The 21,025-nt window shown below is 62.3% G+C and carries 20 protein-coding genes; 7 read left to right on the top strand and 13 right to left on the bottom strand.

Annotation, left to right across the window (positions count from 1 at the left end; translation table 11 throughout):
- Nucleotides 1-182: 182 nt before the first annotated feature.
- The 4 genes from ACQZ2L_RS11780 to ACQZ2L_RS11765 form a co-directional block, all read right to left on the bottom strand.
- The gene (locus tag ACQZ2L_RS11780) at nt 183-2,750 is read right to left on the bottom strand and encodes a bifunctional diguanylate cyclase/phosphodiesterase (RefSeq protein WP_430326177.1); all 2,568 of its coding nucleotides are present in this window, start codon (nt 2,748-2,750) and stop codon (nt 183-185) included.
- A gap of 111 nt (nt 2,751-2,861) precedes the next feature.
- Nucleotides 2,862-3,632, bottom strand: a complete 771-nt coding sequence (locus ACQZ2L_RS11775; protein WP_430326176.1) for an SDR family NAD(P)-dependent oxidoreductase — start codon at nt 3,630-3,632, stop codon at nt 2,862-2,864.
- Between the two features lie 68 nt (nt 3,633-3,700).
- Complete coding sequence (locus ACQZ2L_RS11770; protein ID WP_430326175.1) at nt 3,701-3,880, bottom strand: CsbD family protein; 180 nt, start codon at nt 3,878-3,880, stop codon at nt 3,701-3,703.
- Between the two features lie 121 nt (nt 3,881-4,001).
- A complete protein-coding gene (locus tag ACQZ2L_RS11765) occupies nt 4,002-5,000 on the bottom strand; it encodes a hypothetical protein (RefSeq protein WP_430326174.1) in 999 nt (332 codons plus the stop codon).
- Nucleotides 5,001-5,224: 224 nt separating this feature from the next.
- On the opposite strand from ACQZ2L_RS11765, the gene ACQZ2L_RS11760 reads away from it, so the two are divergent.
- From ACQZ2L_RS11760 to ACQZ2L_RS11750, 3 genes are read left to right on the top strand one after another with little or no spacing between them, the layout of a single operon-like run.
- On the top strand, nt 5,225-6,706 hold the full coding sequence (locus ACQZ2L_RS11760; protein ID WP_430326173.1) for a helix-turn-helix transcriptional regulator: 1,482 nt from the start codon (nt 5,225-5,227) through the stop codon (nt 6,704-6,706).
- Between the two features lie 59 nt (nt 6,707-6,765).
- Nucleotides 6,766-6,915 (top strand): hypothetical protein, encoded by a 150-nt coding sequence (locus ACQZ2L_RS11755; protein ID WP_430326172.1) that lies wholly within the window; start codon nt 6,766-6,768, stop codon nt 6,913-6,915.
- Nucleotides 6,915-7,232, top strand: a complete 318-nt coding sequence (locus tag ACQZ2L_RS11750) for a hypothetical protein (RefSeq protein WP_430326171.1) — start codon at nt 6,915-6,917, stop codon at nt 7,230-7,232. Before ACQZ2L_RS11755 ends, ACQZ2L_RS11750 begins: the two co-directional genes overlap by 1 nt.
- A gap of 53 nt (nt 7,233-7,285) precedes the next feature.
- Here ACQZ2L_RS11750 and ACQZ2L_RS11745 read toward each other — a convergent pair whose 3' ends face one another.
- From ACQZ2L_RS11745 to ACQZ2L_RS11715, 7 genes are all read right to left on the bottom strand, one after another.
- The gene (locus ACQZ2L_RS11745; protein WP_430326170.1) at nt 7,286-8,602 is read right to left on the bottom strand and encodes a c-type cytochrome; all 1,317 of its coding nucleotides are present in this window, start codon (nt 8,600-8,602) and stop codon (nt 7,286-7,288) included.
- 11 nt (nt 8,603-8,613) lie between these two features.
- Complete coding sequence (locus ACQZ2L_RS11740) at nt 8,614-10,383, bottom strand: GMC family oxidoreductase (RefSeq protein WP_430326169.1); 1,770 nt, start codon at nt 10,381-10,383, stop codon at nt 8,614-8,616.
- Between the two features lie 36 nt (nt 10,384-10,419).
- Nucleotides 10,420-11,139, bottom strand: coding sequence for a gluconate 2-dehydrogenase subunit 3 family protein (locus ACQZ2L_RS11735; protein ID WP_430326168.1), 720 nt, complete (start codon nt 11,137-11,139; stop codon nt 10,420-10,422).
- 333 nt (nt 11,140-11,472) lie between these two features.
- A complete protein-coding gene (locus ACQZ2L_RS11730; protein ID WP_430326167.1) occupies nt 11,473-13,032 on the bottom strand; it encodes an EAL domain-containing protein in 1,560 nt (519 codons plus the stop codon).
- A 146-nt stretch (nt 13,033-13,178) separates the two neighbouring features.
- Nucleotides 13,179-13,334 carry a DUF2986 domain-containing protein gene (locus ACQZ2L_RS11725; RefSeq protein ID WP_314872449.1) on the bottom strand — a complete coding sequence of 52 codons (156 nt, stop codon included), beginning with the start codon at nt 13,332-13,334 and terminating at the stop codon, nt 13,179-13,181.
- 99 nt (nt 13,335-13,433) lie between these two features.
- Nucleotides 13,434-14,495, bottom strand: coding sequence for an SDR family oxidoreductase (locus ACQZ2L_RS11720; protein WP_430326166.1), 1,062 nt, complete (start codon nt 14,493-14,495; stop codon nt 13,434-13,436).
- Between the two features lie 71 nt (nt 14,496-14,566).
- Nucleotides 14,567-15,775: an MFS transporter gene (locus ACQZ2L_RS11715; protein ID WP_430326165.1), complete on the bottom strand. Its 1,209-nt coding sequence runs from the start codon at nt 15,773-15,775 to the stop codon at nt 14,567-14,569.
- Between the two features lie 128 nt (nt 15,776-15,903).
- Between ACQZ2L_RS11715 and ACQZ2L_RS11710 the strand changes: the two genes are divergently transcribed.
- On the top strand, nt 15,904-16,797 hold the full coding sequence (locus ACQZ2L_RS11710) for a LysR family transcriptional regulator (RefSeq protein WP_430326164.1): 894 nt from the start codon (nt 15,904-15,906) through the stop codon (nt 16,795-16,797).
- Nucleotide 16,798: 1 nt separating this feature from the next.
- Here the strand turns inward: ACQZ2L_RS11710 and ACQZ2L_RS11705 are convergent, their stop codons facing one another.
- The gene (locus ACQZ2L_RS11705; protein WP_430326163.1) at nt 16,799-17,752 is read right to left on the bottom strand and encodes a LysR family transcriptional regulator; all 954 of its coding nucleotides are present in this window, start codon (nt 17,750-17,752) and stop codon (nt 16,799-16,801) included.
- A gap of 340 nt (nt 17,753-18,092) precedes the next feature.
- Between ACQZ2L_RS11705 and ACQZ2L_RS11700 the strand changes: the two genes are divergently transcribed.
- The 3 genes from ACQZ2L_RS11700 (at nt 18,093) to ACQZ2L_RS11690 (ending at nt 20,688) form a co-directional block, all read left to right on the top strand.
- A complete protein-coding gene (locus tag ACQZ2L_RS11700) occupies nt 18,093-18,920 on the top strand; it encodes an amidohydrolase family protein (protein WP_430326162.1) in 828 nt (275 codons plus the stop codon).
- Between the two features lie 44 nt (nt 18,921-18,964).
- The gene (locus ACQZ2L_RS11695; RefSeq protein WP_430326161.1) at nt 18,965-19,705 is read left to right on the top strand and encodes an SDR family NAD(P)-dependent oxidoreductase; all 741 of its coding nucleotides are present in this window, start codon (nt 18,965-18,967) and stop codon (nt 19,703-19,705) included.
- A gap of 158 nt (nt 19,706-19,863) precedes the next feature.
- Nucleotides 19,864-20,688: a substrate-binding periplasmic protein gene (locus ACQZ2L_RS11690; protein ID WP_430326160.1), complete on the top strand. Its 825-nt coding sequence runs from the start codon at nt 19,864-19,866 to the stop codon at nt 20,686-20,688.
- A gap of 5 nt (nt 20,689-20,693) precedes the next feature.
- On the opposite strand, the gene ACQZ2L_RS11685 is transcribed toward ACQZ2L_RS11690, so the two are convergent.
- Nucleotides 20,694-20,897, bottom strand: a complete 204-nt coding sequence (locus tag ACQZ2L_RS11685) for a hypothetical protein (RefSeq protein ID WP_314872463.1) — start codon at nt 20,895-20,897, stop codon at nt 20,694-20,696.
- Nucleotides 20,898-21,025 lie beyond the last annotated feature (128 nt).

The raw sequence follows: 21,025 nt of genomic DNA, 5'->3' as shown, positions 1-21,025 counted from the left end.
ACTGCGCAACGCCAAGGCAACGCGGTCGAATGTAGGAGCGGCCTTGTGTCGCGAAAGGGCCGCGAAGCGGCCCCGGCAGACTCAAGTCGAGAATTAATTCCGAAGACCTTGATAGGGATGGCCGTAAGGACGAAAGGGGCAGCGCTATCACCACAAATAATGGATAAGCCCACCCTGGCGCCTCAAACATCTACCCTTCCGGCAATCGCAGACAAGGCCCTGAACGCATCACTGCCCAATGGCCGACTCAGGAAATACCCCTGACCCTCATCACAAGCCACCGCCTGCAGCAATTTCAAATGATCCGCAGTTTCCACGCCTTCAGCGGTAACCGTGAGAGACAACGCTCGGCCCAAGCCAACGATGGCTTGAATGATCGCCTGGTCACTTTCGTTGTTGCTGTCGCTTTGGTCCAACCGACTCAGAAAGCTTCGGTCGATCTTCAAGCCATCGAAAGGAAACGCGCGCAGATAGCTCAACGACGAATACCCCGTACCAAAATCATCCAAAGCAATGCGCACGCCCAGGCGTTTGAGCGTACGCATGATCTCCAACGCACCCGCAGCGTCCTCGAGCATGACCCCTTCGGTGATTTCCAGCTCAAGCCGAGCAGGGGCGATGTTGCTGGCGGTCAGTACATGCTGGATCCGCTCGATCAGGTTGCCGCGTTTGAATTCGGTTGGCGACAGGTTGACCGACACGAACAACTGCGACGGCCAGTTGGCGGCATTGCAGCAAGCCTGTTCGAGCACCCAGTTGCTCAACGCCAGGATCAACCCGGACTCTTCGGCAATCGGCACGAACACATCCGGCGCGATCTGCCCGCGTTGCGGATGCTGCCAGCGCACCAGCGCCTCGGCGCCGACCATCTGGCCGTCGGCGATGCGGTAGCGGGGCTGGAAGTGCAGCTCCAGCTCGCCGTTCTTGATCGCCTGGCGCAGGTCGCTTTCCAGGCGCCGGCGCTCGATGATCCGTGCGTTCATGTCGCCGGCATAGAAGCGCCAGGTATTGCGCCCGCCGCTCTTGGCTTCATACAAAGCGATGTCGGCATAGCGCAGCAGTGCGGTCGCCTCGCAGGCATCGTGCGGGGCCATGGCGATGCCGATGCTGGCACTGATGAACACCTCCTGGTCTTCGATCGCAATCGGCATTTCGATGGAGGCGATCAGCCGCCGGCACAGGGTCTCGACTTCTTCCTGGGAGCTGACATCGGTCACGATCAGGACAAACTCGTCGCCGCCCACCCGCGCCACCAGGTCGGCATGGCGCACGCAATCGGCCAGGCGACTGGACACTTCATTAAGTACCCGATCACCGGCGGCATGGCCGAGCAGGTCGTTCACCGGTTTGAAACGGTCCAGGTCCAGGCAGAGCATCACCAGCGGCTGTTCGACAGTAGGCTGGGCCTTCAGCTTGCCGTCGAGGAAGGCCTGCAGGCGGGTGCGGTTGGGCAGGCCGGTCAAGGCATCGTGTTGAGACAGGAACTCGATACGCCGGCGCGCTTCGACTTCTTCGGTCACATCAGTAGCGGTGCCGCGCACGCCGCCGTCGGGCAAGGTGCGTGCTGACAGGCGGGTAATCCGTGCTTGGCCGCGGGCATCCAGGTAGCGGCATTGCACACTGATCTCGGGGCGGCGGTTGGGAATGCTCAGCCACTGCGATAGCAGACCCATTTCGGTGGTCAGCAGGTTATCGATGTGGGCGCCCAGCCAGGTGTCGCTGGACAGTCCGGTCACGCATTGGAAGCGCTCGGACAGGTAAGTGAAGCGCAGGGTCGCGTCGACCTCCCAGATCCAGTCGGAGCTGGCTTCGGCAACATCGCGAAAGCGCGCTTCGCTGGTGGCAAGGGCGGCCTGACTGCGTTTCAGTGACGCAATGCTGGCGTCCAGCGCCTGCGCGGCGGCGGTGGTGCGGCGCAGGATCACCCAGGTCATCAGCGCCACCAGCAAGGCGGCCAGGCCGATCAGCGGCAGGCCACCGGCCAGCAGGCGCCAACCCGGCTGAGCTGGCGTCCATTGCAGGGTGCCGCCCTCATCGGCCAGGGTTACCACACTGTCGGCGGAGTGCTGGCCGGGGCTTGCCACACGCAGCTGAGCTACACCGAAGTCGGTACCCAGGGCGGCCAGCTTTTCCGGCTCCAGCACATCGACAAAGATCAGCACCGAGGGTGCTCGGTTGTCTGGCGTGACAGTGGGATCGGTGCCTGGGGTGATGGCCGCTGCGGCAATCACTGCGGGCGCACCGCCGACGTTTATATAGCGGGTAACGGAGGTTTGCCCCTCGGCACCGGCACGGGCTGCGTCGGCGATACCGGCAATGGGCTGACGCAGCCAGTCGCTGGCCTCATCACTGCGCAGTTTGCCATCGATAACCGAATACACCGTGCGGTTCTCGTCATTGACCACGAACAGCCCCTGAAAGCCGAAGTCGTCGTACAGCGTCGGGCCGATATTCTGGTTGATATAGGCCCAGTCGGTGTCGACCTCGGCGTGCAAATGGCGGTAGGCATCGCCCCAGAAGGCATAATCCTGAACCGTTACGGCCAAGGATTTTTCCAGCGACTGCACCGCCTTGCGTACGTAGAAGGCGTTTTTTTCCTGCTCGGTGCGGTCAAGATCTCGCGCAAGATAGACCAGCGAAATGCCGGCGAGCAAAAATACGCCAGCGAGCAGCGCAACGAACTTGAAAAGAGGCGCACTGGCCAACCGTACGCTGGAAGGGCTGACAGCATTAGAAGAGCTGTTGGACATGGATTACGCTGCTCGAAAGGGCTCATGGAGGCTATCGGCTGCGTGAACTCGAGGATGAGCAGTGGCGGGCAGTTCCCGATGAACTGTCTATCGGTTGGCGCAGTTCATGGCTTACCAACTGATCGGTTTGCCATTCCAGGCCCAGAAACTACCGCTTTGCTCGGGCCCATGCTGGCGTGCCAGGTCGAGGATGCGCTGGGCGGCAAACGCAGCGGTGAACAGCTGCTCGGCGGGTACATTGGCCTGAAAGGGCCGGGACAACTGCGTGTCAGTGGTGCCAGGGTGCACCAGCAATACGGTGGATGCTGGGTTGATTCGGCGTAGTTCGATGCTGGCGGTGCGTAGCAGTTGATTGAGGGCGGCTTTGCTGGCGCGGTAGCTGTACCAGCCGCCAAGCTGGTTGTCGTCGATCGAACCGACCCGTGCCGACAGCGCAACGAAAGTTGCCGCTTGCTTGCGCAGTAGTGGCAGCAAGTGCTTGAGCAGCAATACAGGCGCAAAGGCATTGGTCGCGAATGTAGCTTGCAGGCCACTGAGGTCGAGTTGCGCAAGGCTCTTTTCGGCGCGAGCCCCGTCTCGCTGAAGGATGCCGAGGGTGCTGATCACCAGGTGCAAGTGTTGGCAGCTCGCGCCAACTTCGCGTGCCAACTGCGCCAGCGCCTGCTCATCGCGGGCATCGCAGTCAAACCGCAGCAGGCGTTGGCCATGCTCCTGGGCCAATGCCTCCAGCTCAGCGCTGGTGCTGGCGTGCCGCGCTACCGCGTATACCCGCTCGACGTCAGAGCGGGCGAGCAGGCTTTGACACAGAGCCAGGCCAATGCCTTGGCTGGCGCCGCAGATCAGTGCATTGGCAGGGGCGGCGAGCGCGGGAATAACATTCATCGACTACCTCGGAAACGCAAAAAACGGCCGTCCGAGGACGACCGTTCTGGGTTACGTTGGCGACACTATCAGTGTTTGTCCACTGCGTTCTTCACATCGCCTACTACTTGCTGGGCTTCACCTTTCTTCTCCTGAACCTTGCCTTTGACTTCCAGTTCAGTGTTGTCGGTGGCCTTGCCAACGACTTGTTTTACTTTACCAACAGCTTCGTTGGCCATGCCTTTGATTTTGTCAGAAGTACCGCTCATGGACGTTCTCCTAGCTCAATAGTATGTGTGTGTCGTCGACACCTTTAATGACCGCTTGCCGCTTTCAACAGTTGCACCTCCTGCCGAAAATAAAGTCGGTTTCATCTGCGTTACCGATCAATCAGAGCAGCGTTGCGATCTGGCGGTTACGGCTGGTCAGCGCAAAGCGACCGATAGCAAAGCTCAGCGCGCCACTGATAAGCAGGGTGATCAAGGTGCCCCAGGCTGCTTTGGACAGGTTCTTGGCCGCTACATCAGCTGCTTCGCGGGCTTGCTGCTCAGCCTGTTGCTTGAGTGCTTCGACTTTCTCTGCAGCCTGCTGGTAGGCGCGGGCATAGTTGTCGACTACCTGCTGGGCTTCTTCGCGGCTCTTGCCGGTGCGCGCAGCAACGATGTTGACCAGGGCATCCTTGTCAGCGGCGCTCAGCGCTGGGTCGCCAGCCTGCTTGATGCGGTCGAACCACTGCTGCAGTTGCTCCATGGCCTGGGTCGGGTCATTGGCGACGGTGGTCGCAGCCTGTTCGGTTTCGGCGCTCAGCTGGGCAGCGCTTTGGTCAACATTGTTCGGCGCCAGGGCTGCTTTGCCAGACTGCTGCAGGGTTTTGTCCAGCTCGGTCTTGAGGCTGTCCCAGTCCAGGCTGATGCCGTTCTTGTCGAGCTGCTGCTTGATGCTCTGGCCAACACCTGGCGCTGCAGCGGCTACGCCATCAGCGGCCAGCGACAAGCCCTTGCCCGCGATGTTGCCAGCGGTGCCGACCACACCGGTGGCCAGCGAGGCCAGCAGCCAGGTGGTGAGCAGGGTGGTGATGGTCCAGCTCAACAGGCCATGCAGGCCACCGCGAGTGGGGGCCGTGCGGCCTGCCACCCAAGCGCCAGCGGCTACTGCAAGCAGGGTGCTGGCGAACAACCAGATGCCGGCACCGGTGCCGAACCCGCGCAGGGGGTTGCCGGCTTCGAGTGGGTCAACCGCCCCAGCACCGATCGCGGTACCGAGCACGCTCAACAGCAGATAAGTTACCAGGGCAATTGCACCACCGGCGAACACCGAGCTCCACGATACCCGCAATGGCTGGGCAGGCACTGCGGTAGTGGTTGCGTAAGCGTCAGTCGTGTCAGTCATCTCTATGCATCCTCAGCAAGGCAGATTCCAATTCAGTCACCCGCGGGTGGACCGTGATTTGAGTTTGCCCAGGCGTCCAAGGCCTGTAATGACGCATCTGCACCCCCCGATCTGGTGCATTCGCACTAATCTGCGCGGGCAGGCGATGCACTAAGCTGGGCGGGCACCTTTTGCCACGGCGTGCTTCTAACCCGGGTGCGCCTTGACCCACTGGAGATCGACCCATGAGCGACGCTGTGCTTGCCCGAGAAACCAACCGCCGCCAGTTGCAGCAGATCATCTCCGGGTTGTCCGATGGGGTGATCCTGGTCGAGGTCGACCAGACCATCCTCTGGGCCAACGAAGCTGCCCTGCAGATGCACGGGGTCAACGAGATCAGCGAGCTGGGCGGCAACGCCGAGGAATACCGCGAGCGGTTTGCCTTGCGCTATCGCAACAACCATCCGCTGGAGACCGAGCAGTACCCGATCAGCCGGGTCGCCGCCGGTGACGTGTTCAGCGATGTGCTGGTTGAGGTACTGCGGGTAGGCGATGAGGAAGAGCGCATGCGCGTGCAGCGCATTCGCAGCATGGTTCTGGAAGACAGCAAAGGCGCCCCGGAGTCACTGGTGCTGATCATCGCCGATGCCACCCAGTGGGCCAGTGCCGAGCAGCGTTTCGAGAAGACTTTCAACGCCAACCCGGCACCGGCGGTGATCTGCCGCTTGAGCGACCTGCGTTTCATCAAGGTCAATCAGGGCTTTCTGGAGATGACCGGGCACACCCGGGAGAACGTCATCGGCCGCTCGGTGTACGAGGTCGACGTGCTGGAAAATGCCGAGCGCAAGGACCTAGCCATCGAGCGCTTGACCAGTGGCGGCACCATTCCGCAGATGCAGGCCGAATTGCGCCTGCCTGAGGGCGGCAGCAAGCTGGTGATCGTTGCCGGCCAGCCATTGGACATGCACGAGGAAGACTGCATGCTGTTTTCCTTTACCGACCTTGAGCCACGGCGCAAGGCCGAAACCGCGCTGCGCCAGAGTGAAGAGCGCTTCGCCAAGGCGTTTCGCCTGAACCCGGTGCCGACCCTGGTGTGCAGTGCGGACCGCCAGCAGGTGGTGGACGCCAATGAGGCGTTTCTGGCGACCCTGGGCTACACCGCGCAGGAGCTGATCGGCCGTACCGTTGATGAGCTGGATGTGGTCGAAGGCCGCGAGGTGAGCACGCAGTTGTTTGACTTGCTGGAAAAGTCCGGACGCATCGAGGGCCTGGACTTGAAGTTGCGCAAGAAGGGCGGCGAGATCATCGACTGCGTGCTCGCCGCCGACACCGTCAGCCTGCAGGACTCGCCGTGCTACCTGCTGGTGGTGATGGACATCACCGAGCGCAAACGCTCCGAGCTTGAGCTGGTGGAAGCCATCGAGGCGGTGATGCACGATGCGTCCTGGTTCAGCCAGACCCTGATCGAAAAACTGGCCAACGCCAAGAACCTCAACACCCGCCAGTTCCCGCCGGCGTCGGTGACCGACCTGACCGCACGCGAGCGCGAGGTGCTGGGGCTGATCTGCGAAGGCCTGGCCGACAAGGAAATCGCCGCGCGGCTCAAGCTGGCGCCCAACACCGTGCGCAACCACGTGGCGACGGTGTACTCCAAGCTCGATGTGCACAGCCGCAGCGAGGCCATTGTCTGGGCCCGCGACCGGCGCCTGTTCGTGCGTCAGGGTTGAACGTTGGCTGGCGCGCGGGTCTCTAACGCTACTCATTGATCACTGGAGAGGTACTGACCATGAACCCAGCAACGGAAGGTTTGGAAGAGCAGGGACCCAGCGGTTTGCCGTTCATCAACGACCCGAAAAAGCCTGCCAACCATGGCCATACCGAGATGGTTGAGGAAGAGGAAAATATCGATCCGATCGAGCCAGAAGAGGCCGATTGATGGCCGCGCCAACCACACCTGATGGTCGTTATTTCGTGATCGATGGGGTGCTCTGGCGCTGCTCCAATCCCAACCTGGCCGAGCCAGAGCGGCAACGTCTGGTGAATGAGCTGATGACTGCTCGACGGGCTGTCAAAGCGGCCAAGGGCAGTGCGGATGCAGAGGCGTTGCGCGAGGCTAGAGCGGGCGTGCAGGCGGCCAAGGTAGCTTTGGGCGAACGCGGCCCGGTGTGGTGGGATGATGGCAGTGCCGACTTCAATCGGCACAAGGTCAGCAACACGCCTTATGCACAGTGGTATGAAGGTTTGCAGAACTGAGCAAGTGGCTATCGCGGGCCACGGCGGCCCGCGATAGTTTCAGCTAGGCGAACTCAGTGATGCTGCAGCGCGGCGCGCACGTCATGCACCTGTGCCGCAGTCACCTTCGATGCCTGGTTCGACCAGCCATGGCGCAGGAAGCTCGCCAGCGCGGCCACCTCAGCATCGTCCATACGCTCGGCGAAGCCGGGCATCGGCAGCACCGAAGGGGCACGTTCGGTGGAAGGCGTCATGGCACCTGCCAGGATCACCTGGATCAGCGCCGACGGGTTCTCGGCATTGACCACCGAGGCGCCGTCGAGCCGCGGGAACACCTGCTCGGCGCCCTGGCCTGTGACAAAGTGGCAGGCGCCACAGTTGTCCAGGTACAGCCGCTGCCCCAGATCCAGATCCTTGGCCGCCGTCAGTTTGGCGATGGTGGCCTGGCTGCGTTGTGGTGCGTGCTGGTACTCCCCCTTGCCGGTACCCTCCAGCGATTTCAGGTAAGCGGCCATTGCGAGCAGGTCCTCGTCGCTCATGTGCGAGGTACTGTTGGCGACCACATCCTTCATCTCGCCCGCCACGGCGGCGATGCTGTTGCGCCCGCTGCCCAGGTAATCGACGATCTGCTGCTCGCTCCAATGCGGCATGCCGCGCAGCGCCGGTACCGCCCAGCCGTTGAGTTCAGCGCCGCTCAGGTAGCTGCCGGTGCGCTCATCCAGGCCTCGCTCCTGCATGGTCAGTGCCCGTGGCGTGTGGCATGAGCCGCAGTGGCCGAGGCCCTGAACCAAGTAAGCGCCGCGCTGCAGCTGCGCATCGTCAACGCTGACGGCGTCGGCCATAGCGGCTTCGGGAGTAGGCGAGAACAGCGCGCGCCAGTACGCCAGCGGCCAACGGATCGACAGCGGCCAGGCAATGCCGTTGGCTTTGTTGGCCTGTTCGACTGGCGCTACGCCCTTCATGAAGTAGGCATACAGCGCCTGCAGGTCGGCGTCGCTGACCTTGGCGTAGGACGGGTAAGGCATCGCCGGATACAGCGCGCTGCCGTCATGGCCGATACCGCGGCGCATGGCCCGCTCGAACTCACCGTAGCTCCAGTCGCCGATACCGGTCTTGCGGTCGGGGGTGATGTTGGTGGAATAGATGGTGCCGATTGGCGAGGCAATGCCCAGGCCGCCGGCGAACGCCTTGCCGCCATCGTGGCTGGTGTGGCAGGCCACGCAGTCGCCAACTCGGGCCAGGTAGGCGCCCTTGTCGATCAGTTGCGTGGTGATCGGCTGTGGCATCTGCGCGCTGGCGTCGCCGGAGCGGTTCAGCCACAGGCTCACGGCCCAGGCCAACACTGCCAGCAGGGCTGCGAGCAGGAGCAGACGGATCAGGGTCGATTTCATCGAAGCGCTCCTCATGCCTGCACCAGCGGGCCAGGGTTTTTCAGGTACTGGTCCTTGATCGCCTGGGCGGCGAACAGGGTCAATGCGCCGATCAACGCGGTTGGGTTGGCCTGGAAGTTCTGCGGGAAGGCGTTGCCGCCCGGGACGAACACGTTATGCACGTCCCAGCTCTGCAAGTAACGGTTGAGCGCGCTGGTCTCGGGCGAATCGCCCATGATTGCGCCGCCGACGTTGTGGGTGGAGACGTACTTGGTGATGTCCCAGTGTGAATCCATGTCCAGGTAGCTTTCGCTGACGCTGTCGGGGTTGAGCTCTTTGGTGATGTCGCCAACGATGCCGCGCAGGTGCTGCTGCAGTTTCAGCTCGTTGGGCTTCCAGTCGAAGGTGATCCGCAACAGTGGCTGGCCCCACGGGTCCTTGTAGGTCGGGTCGAGGTCCAGGTAGTGCTCGCGATAGGACATGCAGCCGGTGGAGATGCTGACCTTCATCGAATGGCCGTACCAGTCCTGCATGCCTTCTTTCCAGCCCTGGCCCCACTCGGGGGTGCCGGCGGGCAGGGCAGTGCCGATCGGCGTGCCGGTAGCCTGCGAGCTGTGGATCTTGGCGCCGCCGATCACGCCCAGTGCCGGGCCGTCGAAGTTGCCTGGCGAGATGTCGTTGAACATCTGCCCGGTGGCGCCGGCGGTGGCGAACGGGTTGAAGGTCTTGTCCTTGAAGAACAGCGTGCTGCCGCCAACGCTGAGGAAGGCATAGTTGCGGCCAATGGTGCCCTTGCCGGTCAGCGGGCTGTACGGCTGGCCGATGCCCGACAGCAGCATCAGGCGCACGTTGACGAACTGGAAGCCCGCCAGCACGACGATTTTGGCCGGCTGGAACACTTCGTTGCCCTGGCCATCGGCATAGGTCACGCCCTTGGCGGTCTTGCCGTCGGCGTGCAGCTCAACCCGCAGGACATTGGCGTTGGTGCGGTAATCGAAGTTGTCCATGCGCTTGAGCGCGTCCATCACCGCGGTTTGCGGCGAGGCCTTGGAGTAGTTCAGGCACGGGTATTTGCTGCAATAACCGCAGTAGTTGCACGGCGCTATCTGGTTGCCGTAAGGGTTTTTCCAGGCCCGCGACACGTTCGCCGAGGGGTTGGGGAAGGGGTGATAGCCCAGCTTGCGCGCGGCCTCGGCGAACATCGTGTTGTTCAGCGTGTCTTCCAGCGCCGGCAGCGGGAAGGGGCTGGAGCGTGGCCCTTCGAACGGATCGCCGCCTTCGATGATGCGCCCCTGCAGGTTGCCGGTGTTGCCCGACAGGCCGCAGATCTTGTCGAATTTATCCAGGTACGGCTCGATTTCGTCCCAGGTGAACGGGTAGTCCTGGATTTGCATGCCTTCACCCAGTACGCCGGGTTTGTAGGCCTGGTCGGCATAGGTCTTGAGCTTGATGTCGGTCGGCGTTGGCCGGATCAGCACGCCGGTCCAGTGCAGGCCCGAGCCGCCGACGCCGGTGCCGGGCACGAACGCGCCCCACTGGCGAGTCGGCAGGGCGGTGCTGTGCATGTTGTGGCGCACGGTGAGGGCGCCGTCCTTGGGCGTGACCATGATCTTGTTGCGCACGCCGTAAGCGTACTGGTCGGCGGGCTTGGGGTAGGTGAAGTCGGCATTGCTGCGGTCTTCGCCACGTTCCAGGGCGCGCACCTTGAGGCCGGCCTGGGCGAGCTCGATGCTCATCAGCGAGCCGGCCCAACCGAGGCCGACCACGACTACATCGACTTCGTCATTGGTAATGTTTGGCATAGGTAACCTTGAATGCTCTGTCGCTTGGCGAAGGGTTCAACCGCGCTGGCCGGTCAGGCTGACCGGGCCGAGCGGGTAGGGGACGTTGTGCTGGGCTACCCATTCCAGGTAGCTGGCACGCGCGCCGGGGAAGCCGATCGCAATCCACGCCTTCATGCCTTTGTTGCCGCCGTAGATCGGGTCGGCAAGCCAGCCCTGGCGGGTGATGTTGAGCAGTTCGCTGAACAGCAGCTTGGCCTTGAGTACAGGCTCACCGTGGGCGGCAAAGTCGACCTGGCCGTTCTGCATCTGCTTGAGCACTTGCTCGCGATCGCTCAGGGCCAGCAGGGCGAAGTGCTGGCCGTATTTGGCCTGGCACCAGCCTTCGAGCGCGGCGATGCCTTGGCGGTAGATCTGCTGTGGCGTAAACGGCAGTTGGTAGCCGAGGGTGGCCGGCGCGTTGACGTCGAACGGGCCTTCCAGGTACACCTCGCTGCCCAGATCACCGGCCAGCTGCTGGTCGATGAAGATCGGCACGTTGGTCTCCAGCGCACCGGGGCCGCGGCCATCAGCAGGGATCAAGCGGTCGCAGGCAGCCAGGACGAAGGTCCATTCGGCTGCGGTGAAAAAGATCGGCGTGTAGCTGTCCAGGCTCGGCGCGGCCAGCTCGGCGGCGGCAACGGCGCTCAGGCCGTTGAGGGCAATGCCCATGGCGGGCAAGGCGATCAGCGAGGACAGCAGAAACTTTCTTCGCGATGTTTGCGTGGCAATCAGCATGCGGGTTCACCTATGACTATTCACGAGGAACCCGAGATGTATCCGGTAATCCGTTACCTGTAGAAGCCGCGGTAGTCTCAGATGAGATAGCGCTATCTTTCAGCGTGCCTGGTCAGGCGCTACAGCAAAAACGGCTCTACGAAGGATGAGGAGACTGAATTGGGCGCTGCTCTTGTATGAAGACTGGCAGTCGAGTGGCTTGCATGACCGACCCTCTCGAGGGCGTCATTTGGCCTGATTTGGACATCACGGGTAGAAAGAAGCATAGCAACCTACCGAGTCTGTTACAAAACATTTCTCGGTAGATGTCAATGTCGTCGATGTCGCAGGCTTTCAGTGCACCAGCTGGCTGGTGCGTGCGCTCTGATAGTAGTGCTTGAAGTCTTCGCACGGCATGGCCTTGGCAAAAAACCAGCCCTGGGCATACTCGACTCGCTGCGCTTGCAGGTAGTTCAGTTGCTCTTCCGTCTCGACCCCTTCGGCAATCAGCTGCAACTGCAAGGCGCGGCCCATGTCGATGACGTGCGAAACCAGCGACACAGTGCCTGCGCTGGTGTTGATCTTGTCGACAAACGATTTGTCGATCTTCAGCGCGTCCAGCGACAGCTGCTGCAGGTACTGCAAGCTGGAGTAGCCGGTACCGAAGTCATCCAGCGCTATCAGATGACCTGCGGTACGTGCCTTTTCGATAGTTACGCGAGCCAGTTGCGGGTCGACGAAGCCACGCTCGGTGACCTCCAGCCAGATCTGCGCTGGCAGGACATCGGCGCGCCGCAGTTCGCCTTGCAACACCGGCAGAAAACGCCCCGAGCAGATGTCTGCCGCCGCCAGGTTGAGCGAGACGTGCAGGCTACGGTCTGCCGCCAGCAGGCTGCCGAGGTCGCGCATGATCAGGGCGATGACCTGATCAGTGATCGGCCCGATCATGCCGCTGTCTTCAGCCAGCGCTATGAACTGATCCGGGCCCACCAGCTTGCCGTTTGGTTTCTGCCAGCGCACCAGCGCCTCAGCGCCGATACAGCGGCGGCTGGCGAGTTCGATGATGGGCTGGTAGTGCACCACGAACTCGCGCCGGCGCACTGCCCGCTCAAGGGCCGCCAGCGGGGTCAGCTGACGGCGCCAGGCGCCGACTACCAGCCACAACAAACCGGCACTGAGCAGCGCACCGAAGGGCAGCAGGTACAGTTGATACTTCAACAGGCTGCGCAGTAGTTCATGACGCGGCAGCACGGCCACCACCATGAATTTGCCTTGTGGCACCAGGCTGTATAGAAAGCCGTCTTTCAGACCGTGGCTTGGCCCTTGGTGAACCAACGCAAGAAAGTGCGCCAGGTTGGGATTGCCGGGCCCGAGCAGGCGGCCTTGGCGCGTGCCTACAGCCAGGCGGATACCCTCATCCAGTTCCACTTCACGAAATTGCTCGGGGTCGACCAGCACGTTGAACGCCGCGTACTGCAGGGCCAGCATTGGCTTGACCGACTCACCGTCAGCGTGCACATCGATCGATACCTTGACGCCGTCTTCGAGAGTGAAGTCTTCCGGCCAGTGCTTGGCGCTGGCCGCTGGCGTGCCTGCCGAGGTGCAGGCGAACACGTCTTCTTCATAACCGATCGACTCGACCGAAAAGGTATTCATCGCGACCAGACGCATGTGTTCCAGGCTTGCCGGGGAACACGGTTCAAGGTCGGTCAGAGCGATACTCTTGAGCGCTTCGGAGGCTTGCTTGAAGGTGACGCTGGCGCGCTCGGAGGCAATCTGGGCCAGGCTGTTGAGGCGGTGCTGGGCCGCATTGAGGGTCAATGCCCAGCCAGTGAGTCCGGTCAACAGGAACGGAACCACAACCGCGACGACGCTCCAGAACAGCCCGCGTCGCATGATTCGAGAGCGCTTCATATCGCTGCCTTGGCCCTTGAGCCTGACTGCTGACGCGGCAGTTGAGGGCTGCGCTTACGCCAGATCCTTGAATGTTAACGCTGCCGTCACTGGCAATATTGCGCCAAGTCATGGTTATGCGCAGGTGCTGAGACGGTCTACAGGCTTCACTCTGGGCTGGTAGTTTCTGCCTGCGCAGCCTCGGCAGCGGCTTTCAGACGGTCAGCCTTGCAGATGTACTTGGGTTTTTTCGGGGCGAGTTTGGCATTGGCTTTTTGCGCCTTGGCCTTGAACAGCTGTTGCAGTTTTTTCTGGCGGTTCATGTGCTTTCTACCGGCGAGTGGACGCCGGCATGATATCGCGATTTCGGCTCGCGCGTGTGCGCCGGATGGCCGGCGCACAGAGCGATTGAAGCATAAGCCTCACGGAATCAAACGTGCCTCACGCAACTGATCAAACACCTCGAAGAACGCCCGGTCACTAGCCTGGTAGGCGCTGAAGCCCAGCAGGCGGCTCTTGCTCATGTCGGTCACGACTTCGATCGGCCGGCCGAGGTCGGCATCGGTGTGCCAAGGCGAGATCAGGCGGCTGATGTCGGCTTCCTTGAGGCCATGCTCGGCGACGATCTGGCTCCACAGCGGCTGGTCATCGGCCATCTGCGCCTCCAGCGGCGCCGGCGACTCGGGGAAGGGCGCGGGTGTCAGGCCGAAGTACTCGGCGATCTGGCCCCACATCCACTGCCAGCGGAACACATCGCCATTGGTGATGTTGAACGCCTGGTTGGCGGCTGCAGGGGTGGTCGCCGCCCACAGTTGCTGCTTCGCGAGCTGGCGGGCGTCGGTCATGTCGGTGAGGCTCTGCCACTGCACGCGCGAACCTGGGAACACGAACGGGCGGCCGCTGTGCTTGCAGATGCTGGCATACACGGCGAGGGTAGTTGCCATGTTCATCGCATTGCCGACGGCCACGCCGGTGACAGTGTGCGGGCGGTGCACGCTCCAGCTGAAACCGTCGCGCTCGGCAGCGGCAAACAGCTCGTCTTCCTGGGCGTAGTAGAAGTTCTCGACATCCAGCCGGCCTTGTTCTTCTCGAAACGGCGTCTGCGGCAGGCTGCCCTTGCCATAGGCCTCGAAGGGGCCAAGGTAGTGTTTCAGGCCGGTGACCAGAGCGACGTGCTTGACGCTGCCTGCAGGGCGCAGTGCGGCGAGCACATTGCGCACCATGGCGCCGTTGACGCGGATGTTCTCCGCTTCGCTGGCCTGGCGCGACCAGGTGGTGATGAACACGTGGGTGGGCTTGATGTCGGCCAGGGCTACCTGTAGCGAGGCGGGGTCTTGCAGGTCTGCGGCCACCGGGATGATCCCTGGCGCCGCCGCTGGTGAACGTGAGAGCGCTGCCACCTGCCAGTGGTTGTCGAGCAAAAGCTGGGTGATGGCGCTGCCGACGATGCCGCTTGCGCCGACTACCAATGCTGTCTGGGTCATGATGATCTCCTCAAGTAATGGTTTTCTGAGCAGGCCAGCACGGCAGAGGTTCAAGCCGATCTGTGTTTGATTCAGGCGCTGGCCCGAGCGGCGCGCAGGGTCAGCAGCGCTGAAATCACCAGCAGTGCGGCGCTGGCGAAGAATGTCAGCCGATAACCACTGCTGTCGAACAGTACCCCGCCTGCGGTTGAGCCAAGTGCGATGGACAATTGGATCACCGCCACCATCAGGCCGCCGCCCGCTTCGGCATCTTTGGGCAACGAGTCTGCCAGCCAGGCCCACCAGCCGACCGGTGCGGCAGTGGCAAACAGGCCCCACAGGGCGAGCAGGGCGAATACCGCTGGTACTGAGGTGCCGAATACCACCAGGCCCACGGCGATGACCGCCATCAACAGCGGGATGACGATCAAAGGCCGGTACAGGCTGCGTTTGAGGAAAGCACCGATCAGCACCGTGCCGATGAAGCCCGCGACGCCCAGGCCGAGCAGGATCATCGACAAGGTAGTCACATTCACCTGGCTGACGCTTTCCAGAAAGGGTCGCACGTAGGTGAACAGCATGAACTGGCCCATGAAGAATACGCCAACGGCGAGCATGCCTAGCGCCACGATGGGCTTTTTGAACAACGCAAAAATACCGGCGGACTGTCCAGCCCGGCGCTGCGCCTGCATCGATGGCAGGCTGAACCACTGCCAGACCAGCGCGATCAATGCCACCGGCACCAAACAGTAGAACGCCCCGCGCCAGCCGATGATTCCACCCAGATAGCTGCCCAGTGGCGCCGCGATTACCATCGCCAGAGCATTGCCACTGTTGAAGATGGCCAGGGCCTTGGGCACGCTGGCTTTGGGCACCATACGTATGGCGAGCGCGGCGGACATCGACCAGAAGCCGCCGATGACCACGCCGATCAGGGCGCGGCCAATCATGTAGACGCTGTAATTGCTTGCCGAGCCGACAATCAGCCCCGATACACACATCAGTGCGGTCAATAGCAGCAGTAAGGTCTTGCGGTCGAGCGACCCGGCCAGCCTGGCGATGGTCAGGCTGGTCAGCACCGCAAAAGCGCCAGAAATGGCGATGCCGTAGCCGGCCAGACCTTCACTGACACCCAGGTCGCGAGCGAGTGGCGTCAGCAGGCTTACCGGCATGAACTCGGAGGCGATCAGTGCGAACACGCACAGGGTCATGGCAAAGATGCCGCTCCAATAAGCGGGCGCGCTGCTCCGGCCCTCGCTGCGGTCAATACCCGGCGAGGCCTCGATGGTTGGGCTGGACATAATAGGTTCCGTTTTGCTGAAGAAGGACAACGCAGCTGACGTACTTTGTCTTGCTTTAAATCTTGACTGAGAAAGCGTCTGCTGATTAGTAGAGGGAATCTGAATGTGGTTGTGAGAAAATCTCAGCAATGAAGCACGCCAAGATCAATGACCTGCAGGCGTTTATCGCTGTCGCCCAGGAACAGAGCTTTACCAAGGCAGCGGCCCAGCTGGGCGTCACGCCGTCGGCGCTGAGCCATGCGATGCGTGCGTTGGAGCAGCGTCTGGGCGTGCGGCTGCTGGCCAGGACTACCCGTAACGTCTCGCCCACCGAGGCCGGGCAGCGCTTGCTGCAGTCGCTGGCGCCGCTGTTCGAGCAGATTGCCGAGCAAGTCGAGGCGCTCGGCGAGCTGCGCGACAAGCCTGCCGGGACCCTGCGTATCACCTGTACCGATGACGCCATCGACCTGTACATCCGGCCCAAGCTGAAGGCCTTTCTGCAGGCCTATCCCGATATCACCCTGGAGCTGATGGTCGACTACGGCTTCACCAACGTGGTCGAGCAGCGCTTCGACGCCGGGATCAGAATGGGCGAGTCGATCAGCAAGGACATGATCGCCGTGCGCATCAGCCCTGACTGGCGCCTTGCAGTGGTTGCTTCACCCGCGTATTTCGCCATTCATGGCATACCGCAGACGCCGCACCAGTTGACCGAGCACCAGTGCCTGAATATCCGCCATCGGCCTGCCGGATCGATCTATGCGTGGGAGTTCGAGAAGGATGGCCAGGCCTTTACCGTGAAGGGCGAGGGCCAGTTGGTGGTCAACAGCATCATGCACGTGCTCAACAGCGCGGTTGACGGTATCGGCCTGGGCTACGTGCCGTACGCGCTGGCGGCGCCACTGATCGCCGAAGGGCGTTTGCAGGAAGTGCTGGCGGACTGGTGCCCGTACTTTCAGGGCTTTCACCTTTATTATCCGAATCGGCGCCAGTCCTCACCAGCGTTTACCGCCTTTGTCGAAGCGATGCGCTATCGCTCGTAGTTCAGGTGAGTGCCGGTTCGGCGGGCTCGATCGCCCGGCCCATGTGCATCGCCTGCTCCTGCAGGATGCGCATCAACTGCAGCGTGGCCTGGGCCGGTGGCTCGAAGCGCGAATAGACAAAGCTGATATCGAAGCTGATCTCATCACTTAGCGGCACAGTCTTGAGGCCGCTGTCCTGGGCGACGAACTCATCGATGATGGTCATGCCCATGCCTTGCTTGACCAGTGCCACGGCCTCCACTGCATTGGTGAACGACAACAGCGAATCAAGCTGCACGCCGCAACGGCTGAAGGCCTCGCCGAGCAATTGACCGAATGCCATGTCCGGGCGGAACAGCAGCAAGGGATGGCCCTGCAGTTGGCGCAATGACAGGGATGGGTGATGCGCCAACGGGTGGTCAAACGGCATCAGCGCAACCATGCGCCCGCGCATGAACGGCACGGAGTGCAGGTGGTCGTGCAGCAGCGGCAGGGCGGCGATGGCCAGGTCGACCTTTTTCGACAGGATCTGATTGGCCATCTCGACCATGAGCGTGGTCTGCCATTCAATGCTCAGCGCCGGTGTCTCGCGCTTGAGCTGGGCCAGCGCTGCCGGGATCACTACGGTCGACAGCGAGGCACTGCAGCACAGGCGCAAGGTGCGCTGGGCACCGCTGGCCAGTGCCAGCGCACAGTCGTTGACCACCAACGCCGCCTGGTACACGCGCTCGACCTCACGATAGAGCACCTGCGCCTCGCCAGTCGGCACCAGCCGATTGTTGGCTCGCTCGAACAAGCGGTAACCCAGACGCCCTTCGATGTAGCCGATCAACTTGCTCACCGCCGGTTGCGAGACGTACAGCAGCTTGGCGGCGGCGCTGATCGAGCCGGTCAGCATCACGGCGCGGAACACTTCCATGTGCCGCAGCTTGAACAGCATGGGGGCTGCGGGCGGTCCGTCTGAGGGCATTGGCATTACCTTTGGTTATGGTTTTGCTCATCTGGGTATGAGCGCTGGTGGGCGCTACGCAGTATTGTTCGAATCAGTTTTTCAGCGTCTTCAGAACTTGCTTCTGGTCGAAGTACGTTGGGGCTGCTTTGCAGCCCTTTCGCGACACAAGGCCGCTCCTACAGGGACCGCGAAAGCCGCTAGTGCGCGGTTTTTTGTAGGAGCGGCCTTGCCGGGGCGCCGGACCGGTCGGAAAGGGGTGCGAAGCGCCCCCGACGTACCCGAACCAAACGCAATTTCAAGTATGTTAGAGGCGACAATACCAAGATTTTCAGGCCCGCGCCGCGGCGTCTCGAAGGAGAAACAGATGAGCATTTTCGACGAGCCAAAGATCGATTGCCATAACCATTTGTTTGACCCAGCAGCTTACCCCTATCACCCCGATGCGCCGTATGCGCCCTCCGGCCAGGAAGTGGCCACGCTGACGCAGTGGGAAGAGGTCATGGCTGCCTACGGCGTATGCAATGCCTTGCTGGTCGGCCCCAACAGTGGCTACCACACCGACAACCGTTGCCTGTTGGCGGCATTGGCAGCCGGTCAGGGCCGTTTCAAGGGCATTGCGGTGGTCGATAACGCCATCAGCCTCGACGCCTTGGCTGCGCTGCAGGCCCAAGGCGTGGTTGGGGTTGCCTTCAACCCGGCGCTGTACGGCCTGCAAACCATGGAGGGAGCCGAAGCACGTCTTGCCAAGCTGGCCGAGCTGGGCATGTTTGCCCAGATTCAGGTGTGTGATGACCAGTTGCTGGCGCTGCACGGGCTGCTCGAACGCAGCCCGGTGCGCTTGCTGATCGACCACTGTGGCCGGCCCAACGCGGCGGCCGGGGTAGGGCAGCCGGGCTTTCAGGCGTTGCTCAAGCTGGCGCGCTCCGGGCGTGCCAGCGTCAAGCTGTCGGGTATGCAGAAGTTTGCCGCAGCCGATGCCTTGCACGCCCAGAGCCATGCCTATGTGCAGGCCTTGATCGAGGCATTCGGCCCACACGCCTGCGTGTGGGGCTCGGACTGGCCGTTCATTCGTCAGCCCTCGCGGATCGACTACGGCCCGCTGCTCAAGCTTGCCGAGCGGCTGATGCCAGACCCGCAGCTGCGCCGCGAGATCATGTGGGACACCCCACGGCGGCTGTTCGGTTTCGCCTGAACTGAGCCCATCGCCTTTTGTTACCCCAATCAAGGAGCAACACTGTGAGCCTGCACCTCGAAGGACAAACCGCGATCGTGACCGGTGGCATGCGCGGCATCGGCCTCGCCATCGCTCGCCGGCTGCATGCCGAAGGTGCCCGTATCGTTATCTGGGACCTTGCTGTGGATGACTGGGACACTGCGGCCGCTGGCTTCGAGCCGGTATTGCGCCAGGCCGTCGATGTCGCCTCGCTGGCCTCGGTCGAGGCAGCCTTTGCCGAACTGATCGCGCAGCTGGCCCAGGTCGATATTCTGGTCAACAACGCCGGGATCAACGGGCCGGTGCTGCCGTCCTGGGATTATCCGGTAGAAGCCTGGGACAAGGTCATCGCGATTGACCTGAACGGGGTGTTTTATTGCTGCCGCACGGTCATCCCGCATATGCGCGAACGCGGCTATGGGCGCATCGTCAATATCGCCTCGATGGCCGGCAAGGACGGCGTGCAGTACATCTCTGGCTATTCGGCGGCCAAGGCGGGTGTGATCGCCTTCACCAAGGCCGCAGCCAAGGAGCTGGCCCAGGACGGCGTGCTGCTCAACTGCGTGGCGCCGGCCATGGTCGAGACGCCGCTGATGGCCGAGATGACCCAAGAGCACATCGACGCGAGCAAGGCCAAGATCCCCATGGGGCGGTTCCTCAAGGCCGAAGAAATCGCCAACATGGTCACCTGGATCGCCGGCCCTGAGTGCAGCTTCACGACCGGCTTCGTGTTCGACCTCAGTGGCGGCCGAGCCACCTACTGACGGGATTAGACGGGATTGTTGCCACCGATTGACTTGCGGCATGCAAACCCGCCACGCACGCATTGGCGCCCGGGCAATTCTGGGCCAGACTGACGGGGCGTGGTCAGTCTGATGGGTTGCTCGGGCAGACGCGCCGTCATCCTTGCCGAGGGTCGCCAATGCTCGAACGCTGTCGCTGGCGGTGCTGCCTGTTGTCGCTGATTCTGCTGCTGCCGATGGCTGCGATGGCAGCGGACGACTGCCGGCACCTGACCGCTACCGGTAACCCGGAATACCCACCGTATCTGTGGCGCGACCCCGCCAACCCGACGCTACTGATCGGCGCCAACGTCGATCTGCTCCAGCATGCGGCCAGGCAACTGGGCATCGACATCACCGTGGTCTACAGCGGGCCGTGGTCGCGGGCGCAGGAGCAGGTGCGCAACGGCCGTATCGATTTGCTCGCTGGGCTTTTCATCACGCGCGCACGTGAGGAGACCATGGACTTCATCAAACCGGCCTTTCTCACCACCGCCAGCGTGGTCTGGGTGCGCCGCGATGACGGCTTTGCCTACGCCAGCTGGGATGATCTGAAGGGTCGCAGCGGCGGCACTCTGGTCAACAACAGCCATGGGCAGGCATTCGATGACTTCGCCAACGCCAATCTCAATCTGGAAGCCGTACCCAGCGCCCATCAGGCGTTCGAGAAGCTACTGCACAAACGCAACGACTACGTGCTGTTCGAACGCTATCCCGGCATGGCACTGGCGCGCACGCTAGGCGTGGAACAAAAGCTGCAGATGCTCGAACCGCCAGTGTCGGGCGAGGGGTTATACCTGGCAATGTCGCATAATGCGCCATGCAACGTGGCCGAGCTGCGCCAGCGGTTGGCGGCGAGCATGCAAGAGGTGGCCGCCGGCCCGTTGCCTGTGCAGTGGGTCATGCACAACCTGCAGCGCTGGCGCAGTCAGAACGAGCCCGGAACGCTGCCTGGCAAGCCCTGAGTGTTTCAGCCGGGCGCACTGACGTTAAGCCGCGAGCACTCCGCTTCAGCCTCAGCCCGCTGATTGAAGGTCAGTTGCAATCGCAGCTTTTCAACGTTGTCGTACAGGTTGAAGCCGCTGCAGACAGCCCCTGTATAAAACCGAATACCGTGCTGAGGGCACGGTTTTTCTTTTGGCACAGCTGGAATCACCACAAAACGCGGCTGCATGTTGAGCGCCTCCCCAGGCAGATGCTTTAACTATTAGTCTGCATCATGCAAGGGTGCAAGCAGGCTCATGCTTGGGCGACCGACGGCAGCCTGCTGCAAGGGCGCCCGTTGCGGGCGCCATGTGCTCA

The organism is Pseudomonas shirazensis, from assembly GCF_050496565.1.
Classification (GTDB): Bacteria; Pseudomonadota; Gammaproteobacteria; order Pseudomonadales; family Pseudomonadaceae; genus Aquipseudomonas; species Aquipseudomonas shirazensis_A.
Note: the sequence above shows the minus strand (reverse complement) of the source record. Positions and strands in the feature narration are given on the sequence as shown.